17 protein-coding genes are annotated in these 13,394 nt (G+C 66.9%); 2 read left to right on the forward strand and 15 right to left on the reverse strand.

What is annotated here, in order from left to right; translation table 11 throughout:
• The 12 genes from HWX14_RS05775 to HWX14_RS05830 all read right to left on the reverse strand — a co-directional run bounded on the left by HWX14_RS05775 (nt 1) and on the right by HWX14_RS05830 (nt 9,656).
• Complete coding sequence (locus HWX14_RS05775) at nt 1–1,056, reverse strand: MucB/RseB C-terminal domain-containing protein (RefSeq protein ID WP_175881904.1); 1,056 nt, start codon at nt 1,054–1,056, stop codon at nt 1–3.
• A 5-nt stretch (nt 1,057–1,061) separates the two neighbouring features.
• Nucleotides 1,062–1,679 (reverse strand): sigma-E factor negative regulatory protein, encoded by a 618-nt coding sequence (locus HWX14_RS05780; protein ID WP_175882353.1) that lies wholly within the window; start codon nt 1,677–1,679, stop codon nt 1,062–1,064.
• Between the two features lie 86 nt (nt 1,680–1,765).
• Nucleotides 1,766–2,365: an RNA polymerase sigma factor RpoE gene (gene rpoE / locus HWX14_RS05785; RefSeq protein WP_006490873.1), complete on the reverse strand. Its 600-nt coding sequence runs from the start codon at nt 2,363–2,365 to the stop codon at nt 1,766–1,768.
• 91 nt (nt 2,366–2,456) lie between these two features.
• Nucleotides 2,457–2,921: a hypothetical protein gene (locus HWX14_RS05790; protein WP_175881905.1), complete on the reverse strand. Its 465-nt coding sequence runs from the start codon at nt 2,919–2,921 to the stop codon at nt 2,457–2,459.
• 11 nt (nt 2,922–2,932) lie between these two features.
• Entirely contained in the window at nt 2,933–4,165 is a 1,233-nt protein-coding gene (gene fabF / locus HWX14_RS05795; protein ID WP_124502379.1) for a beta-ketoacyl-ACP synthase II, read from the reverse strand.
• A gap of 164 nt (nt 4,166–4,329) precedes the next feature.
• Nucleotides 4,330–4,569 carry an acyl carrier protein gene (acpP, locus tag HWX14_RS05800; RefSeq protein ID WP_004197638.1) on the reverse strand — a complete coding sequence of 80 codons (240 nt, stop codon included), beginning with the start codon at nt 4,567–4,569 and terminating at the stop codon, nt 4,330–4,332.
• Nucleotides 4,570–4,713: 144 nt separating this feature from the next.
• Nucleotides 4,714–5,463, reverse strand: coding sequence for a 3-oxoacyl-ACP reductase FabG (gene fabG / locus HWX14_RS05805; RefSeq protein WP_175881906.1), 750 nt, complete (start codon nt 5,461–5,463; stop codon nt 4,714–4,716).
• Between the two features lie 36 nt (nt 5,464–5,499).
• On the reverse strand, nt 5,500–6,432 hold the full coding sequence (fabD, locus tag HWX14_RS05810; RefSeq protein WP_175881907.1) for an ACP S-malonyltransferase: 933 nt from the start codon (nt 6,430–6,432) through the stop codon (nt 5,500–5,502).
• A gap of 84 nt (nt 6,433–6,516) precedes the next feature.
• The gene (locus tag HWX14_RS05815; protein WP_175881908.1) at nt 6,517–7,506 is read right to left on the reverse strand and encodes a beta-ketoacyl-ACP synthase III; all 990 of its coding nucleotides are present in this window, start codon (nt 7,504–7,506) and stop codon (nt 6,517–6,519) included.
• Nucleotides 7,507–8,613, reverse strand: coding sequence for a phosphate acyltransferase PlsX (gene plsX / locus HWX14_RS05820; protein ID WP_124556911.1), 1,107 nt, complete (start codon nt 8,611–8,613; stop codon nt 7,507–7,509).
• A gap of 129 nt (nt 8,614–8,742) precedes the next feature.
• Nucleotides 8,743–8,922, reverse strand: a complete 180-nt coding sequence (rpmF, locus tag HWX14_RS05825) for a 50S ribosomal protein L32 (protein ID WP_114176500.1) — start codon at nt 8,920–8,922, stop codon at nt 8,743–8,745.
• A 98-nt stretch (nt 8,923–9,020) separates the two neighbouring features.
• Complete coding sequence (locus HWX14_RS05830) at nt 9,021–9,656, reverse strand: DUF177 domain-containing protein (protein WP_175881909.1); 636 nt, start codon at nt 9,654–9,656, stop codon at nt 9,021–9,023.
• Nucleotides 9,657–9,885: 229 nt separating this feature from the next.
• On the opposite strand from HWX14_RS05830, the gene HWX14_RS05835 reads away from it, so the two are divergent.
• Entirely contained in the window at nt 9,886–10,518 is a 633-nt protein-coding gene (locus HWX14_RS05835; protein WP_175881910.1) for a Maf-like protein, read from the forward strand.
• Nucleotides 10,515–11,237, forward strand: a complete 723-nt coding sequence (locus tag HWX14_RS05840; RefSeq protein ID WP_011544932.1) for an SAM-dependent methyltransferase — start codon at nt 10,515–10,517, stop codon at nt 11,235–11,237. The genes HWX14_RS05835 and HWX14_RS05840 overlap by 4 nt, the downstream gene beginning before the upstream one ends.
• Nucleotides 11,238–11,327: 90 nt before the next feature.
• On the opposite strand, the gene HWX14_RS05845 is transcribed toward HWX14_RS05840, so the two are convergent.
• Genes HWX14_RS05845 through HWX14_RS05855 form a run of 3 tightly spaced genes read right to left on the reverse strand, consistent with a single transcriptional unit; the run spans nt 11,328 to nt 13,390 of the window.
• The gene (locus HWX14_RS05845; RefSeq protein WP_175881911.1) at nt 11,328–12,320 is read right to left on the reverse strand and encodes a S49 family peptidase; all 993 of its coding nucleotides are present in this window, start codon (nt 12,318–12,320) and stop codon (nt 11,328–11,330) included.
• 12 nt (nt 12,321–12,332) lie between these two features.
• Nucleotides 12,333–12,734 (reverse strand): Rieske 2Fe-2S domain-containing protein, encoded by a 402-nt coding sequence (locus HWX14_RS05850; protein ID WP_175881912.1) that lies wholly within the window; start codon nt 12,732–12,734, stop codon nt 12,333–12,335.
• Complete coding sequence (locus tag HWX14_RS05855) at nt 12,731–13,390, reverse strand: HAD-IA family hydrolase (protein ID WP_175881913.1); 660 nt, start codon at nt 13,388–13,390, stop codon at nt 12,731–12,733. Before HWX14_RS05855 ends, HWX14_RS05850 begins: the two co-directional genes overlap by 4 nt.
• Between the last annotated feature and the right edge of the window lie 4 nt (nt 13,391–13,394).

A 13,394-nucleotide genomic window follows, 5' to 3' on the forward strand; every position in this document is an offset into this window, starting at 1 on the left:
TTACTTGGAAGCCTTGTATTCTATGGCAGACGCGAACTGCTGCAACGTCGCCGGCGGCACTTCGCCGAGCACGGTGATCCAGTAGTCGCCGCGGCGCTTCACGAGAACGTGCGTCGCACCGGTGCTGCCCGCGCCTTCCTTGCGCGTATTCTTTTCGGCCGGTTCGATGAAAACCGAGATCGTCGCGAGGCCGTCGGTGAACACGGCCTGATCGACCGGGATCGGCGGATCGCCCGCATCGCGCGCGGCCATCGGCCGGCGCACTTCACGAATCTTCTGGAAGCCGGCGACGCTCGGCGCGAGCTGCCAGCCCTGCGCTTCCATGTCGACCGACGCGACCGGCGGGCGCACGACCGTCCAGCCGCTCAGGTTGCGCATGCCGGCTGCGATCGCGGCCTTGTCGCCGTTTGCGCCGCCCGTCTGCACTTGCGAGAACGCGATCTGCTCGAGCACGTGATCGTTCGCGTCGAGCGTCTGCGAACGCAGCAGCAGCCCGGTGCGCGCGTCGGCCCACAGCTTGTACGTGAACCGGTACGCATCCTTCGGCACGAGCTCGACGACCTGCGCGTCGATCCCGGCCACGCGGTCCTTGCCGAGCGACTTCGCATCGTAGACGGACATCACGTGCTCGCCGCTCGCGCCGAGCAGCGCGGGGAACGAGTCGCGCGTCTGACGGCGCTCGACCACGCACAGCTTGCGCTCGGGCACGAACGTGTACAGCTCGTCGTTGTGCCGCAGCAGCTTGCGCGGCTTGCCGTCGAGCGTCTCGATCCGCTCGAACTCGCCGTCGCGGGACGCGACGTGCGCGATGCGCGACGACTGCACATACCCGCCGCGCTGGTAGACGAACGTACCTTCGTAGCTCTGCTGCTGCGCGGCCTGCTGGACGCGGTCGAGCCAGTCCGCGGCACCCTTGCGGGTCGCGACGGGATCGTCCGGTTGCTGCTGGGCGCTGGCGGGAAGGGATTGAACGGACAACAGGGCGGCTGCGCAAAGCAGGAGGGCCGGCAGCCGCTTCCATCCGGAGATGGCTTGATTCAACTGCAATGTCCGCATCGGGTTTATTGGCCTGGCGTGGTGGTCACGGCGGCGCGGATCAGCGGCATCGAACCCGTGACGACGGGCTGCTGCGCGAATTGCTGGTGCGCTTCAAGGTATTGGTCGAGGCTCGCGTCGCGAATGATGTTGACGTCCTGCAGGCCCGGCTGGGCCGATGCCTGCGCAACCGTCACGCGCTGCAGGTTGCCGTTCTGCGGCGCGCCTGCCGATGCGACCTGGACGGCGCCCGGCGCACCGGCCGTCTGCATCTGCGGAACGACGATCCACGTCAGCGTGGCGGCCGCGGCGGCCACCGCGAACGCGGGCACGACCCGGCGGCGCAGCGACAGCAGCTTGCGCGCGACCGGCGCGGCGGCCGGTGCGAGCAGGTGCGGCTCGCTTTCGAGCGCGGCCGACAGGCGCGCGGTGAACGCGACGCTCAGCGCGGGCGACAGCGCGAGCTCGTCCGAGCGCAGCGCATCGCCGATCAGGTGGTAATGGGCCCACACGGCGCGATCCGCGCGGTCGAGCTCAGCCAGAAACTGCCCGTGATCCGGGCCATCGAACATTTCGCCGTCGACCAGCGCGGAAAGGCGCTCGCCGCGCGAGCACGCTTGCGATTGCGTATTGACCGACCCCATGATGCTCCCCATCTTGCACACCCCGTCGTGACTTCACGACTCTATCCGTAACTAGACCCCGACCCGCGTCGTTCCGCCCGTCGCGCTTACCAGCGCTTGCCTTCGGGCGTATCGAGCAGCGGACGCAATTTGGCAGCGATTGCCTCGCGTGCGCGGAAGATCCGCGACCGGACCGTCCCGATCGGACAGCCCATCATTTCCGCGATCTCTTCGTAGCTCAGGCCCTCGATCTCGCGCAGCGTGATTGCCTGGCGCAGTTCTTCGGGCAGCAGAGCCATTGCAGCGTTGACCGTCTCGGCAATCTGCTTGCTCATCAACATCGACTCAGGCGTGTTGATATCCCTTAGTTGGTCTGCGTCGGAGAAAGTTTCCGCTTCCTCCGCATCGGCCTCGGTCGAGGTCGGCGCCCGGCGGCCTTGCGTCGCAAGGTAGTTCTTCGCCGTGTTGACGGCAATTCGGTACAACCACGTATAGAACGCCGATTCGCCGCGAAATTGCGGCAGCGCACGATACGCCTTGATGAACGCGTCCTGGGCCACATCCTCGACCTCGGCGGGATCCCGCACGAGGCGCGAGATCAGCCGAATGATCTTGCGGTGGTATTTGGAGACCAGGAGTTCGAACGCCGCCTTGTCGCCCTTCTGTACGCGCTCGACCAGAGCCTGATCGATTTCTTTTTCACTCACCTGACAAATCCGTTAACTAGGGATGCAACGCGGAGCGTTATTGTAGCGTTCCGGCGCCGGCCGCTGGTTACGGTCGGTAACCGGGCCGCCGTCATGCCCGCCCCGTCGCTCCGGCCGTTCTCGCCAGCACCGACAGCGCGCTGAACGACGCGGCATCGAGCGCGTCGGCCGGAATCAGCAGCGGCCGGGCCCGCCGGGCGCCCTGCCCGACCGACAGCACCAGCAGCAGGCTGCTCCAGTGCGCGTGGCCCGTCACGCGGCCGCGGGCCAGCAAGCGCCCGGTGCGGCCAAACGCCGCAATCTCCCCGAACGCATCGATCCGCAGCTCGGCCGGCAGCCGGCGGGCGCAAGCGCGCGCCGCCCATACGGCCAGCAGTGCCGCCGTCATGGCCGACACGCCTGCGCCGGCGGCAGCGCCCGCGCGCGGCGCCCAGAACAGGTACGCCGCCGCGGCCGCCGACGCGACGAACGCGGCCAGCACGAGATACGACACGGCCGAGGCCCGCAACGCAAAGCGCTGCGGACGCCCGGCCGGAGCATCGAATGGACTCGTCAAGCGATTCGACGTCAGACGCGCTTGAACACCAGCGTGCCGTTGGTCCCGCCGAAGCCGAAGTTGTTCTTCACGGCCACGTCGATCTTCATGTCACGCGCGGTGTTCGCGCAGTAATCGAGATCGCACTCGGGGTCCTGGTTGAAGATGTTGATGGTCGGCGGCGACACGTTGTTGTGCAGCGCCAGCACCGTGAACACCGATTCGAGGCCGCCCGCGCCACCCAGCAGGTGGCCCGTCATCGACTTCGTCGAGTTGACCACCATCTTGTACGCGTGCTCGCCGAAGGCCGCCTTCACCGCGTCGGACTCGTTCTTGTCGCCCAGCGGCGTCGACGTGCCATGCGCGTTCAGGTACTGCACCTCGTCGGCATTCAGGCCGGCGTCGCGCAGCGCCGCGACCATGCAGCGGCGCGGGCCGTCCATGTTCGGCGCGGTCATGTGGTACGCGTCGCCCGTCATGCCGAAGCCCACGACTTCCGCGTAGATCTTCGCGCCGCGCGCCTTCGCCGCCTCGTACTCCTCGAGCACCATCACGCCCGAGCCCTCGCCCAGCACGAAGCCGTCGCGGTCCTTGTCCCACGGACGCGACGCAGTAGCCGGATCGTCGTTGCGGGTCGACAGCGCGCGCGCGGCGGCGAACCCGCCGATGCCGAGCGGCGACACCGTCGATTCGGCGCCGCCCGCGACCATCACGTCGGCGTCGCCGGCCTGGATCAGGCGCGCGGCGAGGCCGATGCTGTGCAGGCCGGTCGTGCAGGCCGTGACGGCCGCGAGGTTCGGGCCCTTCAGGCCGAACATGATGCTCAGGTGGCCCGAGATCATGTTGATGATCGAACCCGGCACGAAGAACGGCGAGATCCGGCGCGCGCCGCGATCGACGTAGGTCTGGTGCGTATCTTCGATCATCGGCAGACCCCCGATGCCGGAACCGACCAGCACGCCGATGCGTTCGGCGTTGGCTTCGGTCACTTCCAGCCCGCTGTCCCGCATGGCCTGGACGCCGGCGGCGATGCCGTAATGGATGAACGTATCCATGTTCCGGGCTTCCTTCGCCGGGATGTACTCCTCGGCGCTGAAACCCTTCACTTCGCCCGCGAAATGGCAGGCGAGGTTCGACGCATCGAACTTCGTGACGGTGGCGATACCGGACTTGCCGGCGACGAGATTGGCCCAGCCGTCGGCAACATTATTGCCAACAGGCGAAATCAGCCCCAGGCCTGTAACGACAACACGACGGCGGCTCACGGTAACCTCTTTTCCATTATTGGATGACAAAAACAAAAGCCACAGTGGCCACAGGAACCAGCCCTGCGAGCCCTGTGGCTGTTAGTCCGTCCGGCGCGAAGCCGGCAGGATGGCGCGTCAATCGCGAAGATCGCGGCGACGTGGCGGACAAGCGCGAAAGGCGCTTATGCCTTGACGTTTGCGCGAGCGTAGTCGATCGCTTGCTGAACGGTCGTGATCTTCTCTGCTTCTTCGTCCGGGATTTCCATGCCGAACTCGTCTTCCAGAGCCATCACCAGTTCGACCGTGTCGAGCGAATCGGCGCCCAGGTCGTTCACGAACGAAGCTTCGTTCTTGATCTCGGCTTCCGCGACGCCCAGTTGCTCAGCGACGATCTTCTTGACACGTTGTTCGATGTTGTCCATTACCCCTCCGAGGGAAAGTTCAGATTTACAAGTGCGCGCATTTTATCAGGTTTGCTGACGCCAAAACGCGCGTTGGCTTGATGGTCGATCAAGCGCCGGTCCGCCTGAAAAACGGGATACGGCGCGGATGGTAAACGAAAACCGTTACGACATGTACATGCCGCCGTTCACGTGCAGCGTCGTGCCGGTGATGTAACCGGCCTGCGGCGATGCGAGGAACGCGACGGCATGGGCGATGTCCTCCGGGCTGCCGAGGCGGCCGAGCGGAATCTGGGTCTTGAGCGCGGCCTGCTGTTCTTCCGGCAGCGTCTTCGTCATGTCGGTGTCGATGAAGCCCGGCGCCACGCAGTTCACCGTGATGCCGCGGCTGCCGATCTCGCGCGCGAGCGCCCGCGTCATGCCCGCGACGCCGGCCTTCGCGGCCGCGTAGTTGACCTGACCCGGATTGCCGGCCGAGCCGACCACCGACGTGATGTTGATGATACGGCCGCCGCGCGCCTTCATCATCGGGCGCAGCACCGCGCGCGACAGGCGGAACACCGACTTCAGGTTGGTGTCGATCACCGCGTCCCAGTCCTCGTCCTTCATCCGCATCGCGAGCTGGTCCTGCGTGATGCCCGCGTTGTTGACGAGCACGTGCAGCGCGCCGAATTCCTTCACGGTCGCGTCGATCAGTGCCTCGGCGGCGGCCGCGTCGTTGACGTTCAGCACCGCGCCGCGGCCCGTGACGCCCGCTTCCGCGAACGCCGCGGTGATCGCGGCGGCGCCCGATTCGCTCGTCGCCGTGCCGATCACCGTCGCGCCCAGGCGCGCGAGTTCGAGCGCGATCGAACGGCCGATGCCGCGCGACGCGCCGGTCACGATCGCAACCTGTTTATCGAGAGTCTTGTCCATGAATCGAATATCCGTTGCTGGGGAAAAGGCGCCGCGTCAGGCGGTCGCGAGCTTGAGCGCTTCGTCGAGCGAAGCCGGATCGAACACCGAGGCGCCGACCAGGTTGCCGTCGATGCGCTTCGTCAGGCCGGCCAGCACCTTGCCCGGACCGCATTCGATCACGTGCGTGACGCCCGTGCCCGCGATGTGTTGCACGCACTCGACCCAGCGCACCGGGCCCGCGGCCTGGCGCACCAGCGCATCCTTGATCGCGGCCGGATCGCTGACCACCGCGACGTCGATGTTGTTGACGACCGGAATCTGCGGCGCCTTCACGTCGACGTTCGCGAGATAGTCGCGCAACTGGTCCGACGCCGGCTTGAGCAGCGACGAATGGAACGGCGCCGACACCGGCAGCGGCAGCGCGCGCTTCGCGCCCTTCGCCTTCGCGATCTCGCACGCCTTTTCGACCGCGGCCTTGCTGCCTGCGATCACGACCTGCGCGGGCGCATTGAAGTTCACCGCTTCGACGACGCCCGCTTCCGCGGCTTCGGCGCACACCGCGCGCACCGTGTCGTCGTCGAGGCCCAGGATCGCGGCCATGCCGCCCTGGCCGACCGGCACGGCCGTCTGCATCGCCTGCGCACGGAAGCGCACGAGCGGCACCGCGTCCTTGAACGCGAGCGCGCCCGCCGCGACGAGCGCCGTGTACTCACCGAGGCTGTGACCGGCGACGATCGACGGCGCCGGGCCGCCTGCCTGCTGCCACGCGCGGTAGCACGCGTACGCGGCGGTCAGCATCACGGGCTGCGTGTTGGTGGTCAGGTTCAGCTCTTCGGCCGGACCTTCGGCGATCAGCTTGCCGAGATCCTGATTGAGCGCATCGGATGCTTCCTGGAGCGTCTCGCGCACGACGGCCAGATCGGCGAATGCATTGAGCATGCCGATCGCCTGCGAGCCCTGCCCCGGAAAAACGAATGCAAATTTCATATCGTCCCCAATTGAATCGATTCGAACGGCGCGCACGAACGGCGCGCCGACGGGATCCGCGCGCGGCTTGTCGCGCGCCGCGGATCAGAAGCGGAAGACCGACGCGCCCCAGGTGAAGCCGCCGCCGACGCCTTCGATCAGCACGTGGTGGCCACGCTGGATGCGGCCGTCGCGCACCGCGGCGTCGAGCGCCAGCGGGATCGACGCGGCCGACGTGTTGCCGTGCTGGTCGACCGTCACGACCATGCGCTCCTGCGGCAAGCCGAGCTTGCGGCAGGTGCTGGTCATGATGCGGATGTTGGCCTGGTGCGGAATCAGCCAGTCGATTTGCTCGGGCGCGAGATTCGCCTTCGCGAGCGCCTCGATCGCGACCTTTTCGAGCACGTTGACCGCGAGCTTGAACACGGCCTGCCCGTCCATGTGCAGGAACGCGCTGCCATCGATCACGCCGCGATTGACGTTGCCCGGCGTGCACAGGATGTTCGAGTAGCTGCCGTCCGCATGCAGCGCGCTGCCGAGCACGCCCGGCTCTTCCGATGCGGACAGGATCACCGCGCCCGCGCCGTCGCCGAACAGCACGCAGGTCGTGCGGTCCTTGAAGTCGAGAATGCGCGAGAACGTCTCCGCGCCGACCACGAGCGCCGTGCGGTGCTGGCCGCTGCGGATGAAGCTGTCGGCCGTCGCCACCGCGTACGCGAAGCCCGAACACACGGCCTGCACGTCGAATGCCGCGCCGCCGTTCTTGATGCCGAGCTTGTTCTGCAGCAGGCACGCGGTGCTCGGGAACACGAAATCGGGGGTCGAAGTCGCGACGATGATCAGGTCGATCGACTGCGGATCGACACCGGCCGCTTCGATCGCACGACGCGACGCCTCGAGCGCGAGATCGCTCGTCGTGACGTCCGGTGCGGCGAAATGGCGCGCATGGATGCCCGTGCGCGCCACGATCCATTCATCGCTCGTCTCGATGCCTTCCTTCGCAAGACGATCGGTCAGCTGCTGGTTCGTGACGCGGTCGGGCGGCAGGTAGCTGCCCGTGCCGAGCACGCGGGAATAGAGAGTCGATTGGGCCATTTATGCTTTAGAGGATTGCGCGGCGGAAGGTTCGGCGTGATGGCCTGCGGCCGGGCTTGCCTGGCCCGCGCCGCCCGCGTCGTGTCCGCCGTCGCCGAGCGACACTGAATTATCCGCCATCGCGCGCGCGAGGCGCTCCAGCACCCCGTTTTTGACGGCATCATACCCGCGTTTGATCGCCCACTCAAACGCGTACGCGTCGGCCGAACCGTGGCTCTTGATCACGAGGCTCTTCAGCCCCAGCAGCGCCGCGCCGTTGTACTGCCGGTGGTCGACGCGCTTCTTGAAACGCATCAGCACCGGCAGCGCGAGCAGCGCCATCAGCCTCGACATCAGCGAACGGCCGAACTCCTCGCGGATGATGTTCGACAGCATCTGTGCGAGCCCTTCGGACGTCTTCAGCGCGACGTTGCCGACGAAGCCGTCGCACACGATGACATCGACGGTGCCCTTGTAGATGTCGTTGCCTTCCACGTTGCCGCGGAAATTGAGCGTGCTGGCGCGCAGCAGCTCGCCCGCGCGCTTGATCGTCTCGTTGCCCTTGATGACCTCTTCGCCGATGTTCAGGAGGCCGATGGTCGGACGCTCCTTGCCTTCGAGCGCGGCCACGAGCGCGTGCCCCATCTCCGCGAACTGCAGCAGGTGCTGCGGTTCGCAGTCGACGTTCGCGCCGAGGTCCAGCATCATCGTGTAGCCGGTCGGGTTCGGCAGCGCGGACGCGATCGCGGGCCGCTCGATGCCGGGCAGCGTCTTGAGTACGTAACGGGAAACGGCCATCAGCGCGCCGGTATTGCCGGCGGAGATGCAGGCCTGCGCCGCGCCTTCCTTCACGTGGTTGAGCGCGACGCGCATCGAAGAATCCTTCTTCTTGCGCAGCGCCACTTCGACAGGGTCGTCCATCGCCACGACTTCGGTGGCGGGCACGATGGTCAACGCGGGATCGTCGAGGGCTTTCAGCTTCTTCAGCTGAGCGCGAATCGCGCTTTCGATGCCGACGAGCATCAGGTGCGCATCGGGATGCGCGCGGACGAACTTGACTGCCGCGGGAACGGTCACGGACGGGCCGTGGTCGCCTCCCATGCAATCGATTGTGAGCTTTACGGTCATGGAATGCGACGAATTTCAGGCACAAAAAAGCGGCAGTTGAATGCCGCCTTTTTGTCGAGCCAGGAAAGTGTCAAGCGAACCAGTTGTCACGCGAACGGCGAGCGTAGCGCGCAACGCGTGACTTGACGCTTAGTCGTTCTTCGTCTTGACGACTTTCTTGCCGCGATAGTAGCCGTTCGGGCTGACGTGGTGACGCAGATGCACTTCACCCGTGCTCGGCTCGACTGCCAGCGGCGTAGTCGTCAGAAAATCGTGCGAACGATGCATGCCGCGCTTCGACGGCGACTTCTTGTTTTGCTGGACTGCCATGACTAACTCCTAAATAATTTTCCGGATTCTAACACAGCCCGATCCGGCGCTTAACTACCCTGGCCCAAAGCCCTTACGCCTTCCCGCGCCACAACTGCTTAGTGTTTCTTGGTGCCGTCACCGTCCTTCTTCAACGCTTGCAGCGCTGCGAACGGATTCGGCCGTTTGCCTTCGTCCCCGGCTTCGTCGGACGCCTCGTCCGCTTCTTCCACGGGACCGCTCGCACCCGACACGAGGCTTTCGTGAACTGCCGGGCAAACCTCGTGCTTGGGCACGAGCGGCAACGAAAGCAGCAATTCCTCTTCGATCAAGTCGACGAGATCGAACTGGCGTGAGCCCACGATCACATCGGCTTCATCGTCGTCGAGCGGAAATTCTTCAGCCTCTTCTTCGGTCGCGACGACCCGGTACGTCATGTCGACGTCGAACGTCTGGTCGTACGGCGTCACGCAGCGCTGGCACGTGAGCCATGCATGGCCGTGCACCGCGAGGCGCAGATACGGCTGCTGCCCGTCGGTGCCGTCGTCCTGCAATTCCTTCTGCGTGAACCCTTCCGCCTGCCACGTGAAGACCGTGTCGCGATCTGGCGCGTCCGTCGGCACTTCGTTTAACATGCGCGGCAGTTGCGAGAGGTGCACCGCCCCGGCTGCCTGCCGCCCGCTGCGGGCGAACTCGAACAGGTCGACCGCGTGCGGATCGAGGGCCGCCGCAGGTTTGCCAGAAGAAGTGTTCATGTGCGCTCCTGCCTACAGGCTGACTTGCGGGATCCGGCTTGGCACCGCTCGCGTACGGCTCATCGAAGGATGACGTACTTTACTTCCAAAGACCCGGCAGGCGCCACCAACGAAAGCCTGCCGACGAAAAGCGGGAAAGTATACCTGTTTTACCTTTTGCGGTCAATCACTTAAGCTTGCGTCCGCGCAACGCCGCGCCCCACCTGACGACTCACCGATCCAACCGACCATGCCGGATACCGTTTGCCGCCCGCCGCGGCTGATTCTTGCCTCCAGTTCCCGCTACCGCCGCGCGCTCCTCGAGCGCCTCGGCGTGCCGTTCGACGTCGTGTCGCCCGACCTCGACGAAACCCCGCTCGCCGGCGAAACGCCGGCCGCGACCGCGCTGCGCCTCGCCGGCGCGAAAGCGCGCGCGGTGGCCGCGACGATCGACGCGCCGGACGGCGTGCTCGTGATCGGGTCGGATCAGGTCGCGACCTTCGACGGGCATCAGATCGGCAAGCCCGGCACGCACGAGCGCGCGCTCGCGCAACTCGTGTCGATGCAGGGCCGCGAAGTCGAATTCCACAGCGCGCTCTGTCTGTACGACAGCCGCACCGACGAAGCACGGGTCGAGGACATCGTCACGCACGTGCGCTTCCGTTCGCTGCCCGAGGCCGAACTCGACGCCTACCTGCGCGCGGAAACGCCGTACGACGTGGCCGGCAGCGCGAAGTCCGAAGGGCTCGGCATCGCGCTGCTCGACGCGATCGACTCGGACGACCCGACCGCGCTCGTCGGCCTGCCGCTGATCGCCCTCACGCGGATGCTGCGCGCCGCCGACTACCCGCTGTTTGCCATCACCCGAGGAGACCGCGCATGACCGCCGGCACGCTTTATCTCGTCCCGAACACGCTCGGCGAAGGCGACGAATCGATGCTCGCCGCCGTGCTGCCCGCCGCCGTGCAGGCGCGCGCCGGCACGCTCGGCTATTACATCGGCGAGAACGCGAAAACGACGCGCGCGTTTCTGAAGAAGATCGGTACGACGCGCCCGATCCAGGAAATCGAGATCAGCGAACTGAACGTCAATACGCCGGCCGGCGCCATCGACCGGCTGCTCGCGCCCGTGCTGGCCGGTGCGGACGCCGGCCTCGTGTCGGAGGCCGGCTGCCCGGCCGTCGCCGATCCCGGCGCGCTGCTGGTGCGCCGCGCGCACGAGCGCGGCGTGAAGGTCGTGCCGCTCGTCGGGCCGAGTTCGATCCTGCTCGCGCTGATGGCGTCGGGCCTGAACGGCCAGAGCTTCGCGTTCAACGGCTATCTGCCGGTCGATGCGGCGGCGCGCGCGAAACGGCTGCGCGAACTGGAGCAACTGTCGCGCAAGGCGCGCCAGACGCAGATCTTCATCGAAACGCCGTACCGGAATCACGCGATGCTCGACACGCTGGTCGCGACCTGCGCGCCGTCGACACAGATCTGCGTCGCGGCCGACCTGACCCTCGCGACCGAGACGATCGCGAGCCGCACGGTGGCCGACTGGAAAAAAGCGCCTGCGCCGAATCTGCACAAGCGCCCCGCGATCTTCCTGCTGCTCGCGAACTGATGCCGCGAACGGCGATCGGCTAACTCGCTGAAAGGCGGGCCGTCGCGGCCCGCCGATTGCCGTCAGCCATCAGCCATCAGCCATCAGCCATCAGCGCAGGCTGACCGACGCGCCGCCGGCCGTCAGCGCCTTCATCGCGGCGCCGCCGACGGCCGCGCCGAACTTGCGCGCGACGCGATTCGTCAGGCTTTCCTTCACCGTGTAGTCGACCAGATCCGGCGCCTTCAGCACGTCGCGCGCGACCGTGTCGGTCGTGCCGTAGCCGTCGGCGAGCCCGAGTTCGACGCTCTTCTCGCCGGTCCAGAACAGGCCCGAGAACATGTCGGGCGTCTCGTGCAGCCGCTTGCCGCGGCCATCCTTCACGGCCTTGATGAACTGCGCGTGCACCTGGTCGAGCAGCGCCTGCGCGTGTGCGTCCATCTTCGGCGTCTCCGGCGAGAACGGATCGTAGAAGCCCTTGTTTTCGCCCGACGTGTGCAGGCGCCGCTCGACGCCGAGCTTGCCCATCAGCCCGGTGAAGCCGAACCCGTCCATCAGCACGCCGATCGACCCGACGATGCTCGCCTTGTCGACGAAAATCTTGTCCGCCGCGGACGCGATGTAATAGCCGCCCGATGCGCACATGTCGGTCACGACGACGTACAGCGGCTTGTCCGGATACTTGCCGCGCAACCGCCGGATCTCGTCGTAGACCATGCCGGCCTGCACCGGGCTGCCGCCCGGGCTGTTGATCCGCAGCACGACGCCGACCGTGCCGTCGTCGTCGAACGCGGCGTCGAGCGCCGTGTTGATGTCGTCGGCGTTCGCGTTGACGCCGGCCGCGATCTCGCCGTCGATCGTCACGAGCGCCGTATGCCGCCCGCTCGACGAGAACTTCGAATCACTCGAGAAATCGATCAGCGCGAACGCGAGCAGCACGAACACGCCGAGAAACGCGAAACGGAAGAAGATCTTCCAGCGCCGTGCCGCGCGCTGCTCCTTGACGGCCGCGAGCGCGATCCGTTCGAGCGCCGCGCGCTCCCAGTTCGGTTCACGGCTGTCGGGACGGGAGGAGGAATCCGGGGAATTCGGTTGGTCGGCCATGCAGTGATGTCGTCAATCGGTCGTGGCGGGAGTGGCGGGATGCAGATCGGCATCGGGTACCCAGAATACCGCACGGCCGTCGGGCGTGTCGCGCTCGTCGACCTCGACCGGCCGCAGGCGGCCGCCGCGGCACGGGCCGCCGACGCACTTGCCGGTATCCGGCGCGTAGATCGCGCCGTGCGTCGCGCACATCAGATAGAGGCCCGACGACTCGAAGAACTGCCCTTCGGCCCAGTCGAGCTCCATCGGCACGTGCGCGCAGCGGTTCAGGTAGCCGTAGGCGCGGCCGTCGTAGCGCACGAAGAACACGACGGCCTGCTCGCCGCGCAGCGTCGCGTCGACCCGCACGCCGGCGCCGCCGTCGGCCAGCGCGCTCGATGCGCACACGCGCACGGCATCCGGCGCCGCGCTCATGCGTGCTCCCGCAGCCAGGCGGCCAGCGCGCCGACGTCCGGCGCGACGAAGCGCGGCGTGAGCGCCGCCAGCGCATCGGCCGGGTGCGCGCCGTACGCCACGCCGACGCCAGCCGCGCCAGCGCTCGCCGCCATCTGCAGGTCGTGCGTGGTGTCGCCGATCATCACGGTGCGCGCCAGGTCCTGCCCCAATTCCCGCGACAACTCGTGCAGCATCGCCGGATGCGGTTTCGAGAACGTTTCGTCCGCGCAGCGCGTCGCGTCGAACCAGCTCGTCAGCTTCGACTGGTCGAGCACGCGGTTCAGCCCGACCCGCCCCTTGCCGGTCGCGACGGCGAGCAGGTAGCCCGTGTCGCGCAGTTCGGCGAGCAGCTCGCGCACGCCGGCGAACAGCTCGATGCGCTGGTCGTCGAGCAGGTAGTGATAGCGGTAGCGCTCGGCCAGCCGCGAGTAGTCCGACGGATCGAGGGTCGGCGCCGTGATCCGCAGCGCGTCGCGCAGGCCGAGGCCGATCACGTAGCGGGAAGCCTCGTCGGACGGCGTGGGCAGGCCAAGATCGCGGCATGCCGCCTGGATGCTGTGCGCGATGTGCGCAGTCGAATCCATCAGCGTGCCGTCCCAGTCGAAGACGATCAGGTCAAATTGCTGTCGAGCCATGCGG

It is taken from the genome of Burkholderia sp. BCC0044, from assembly GCF_902832955.1.
Lineage (GTDB): Bacteria > Pseudomonadota > Gammaproteobacteria > Burkholderiales > Burkholderiaceae > Burkholderia.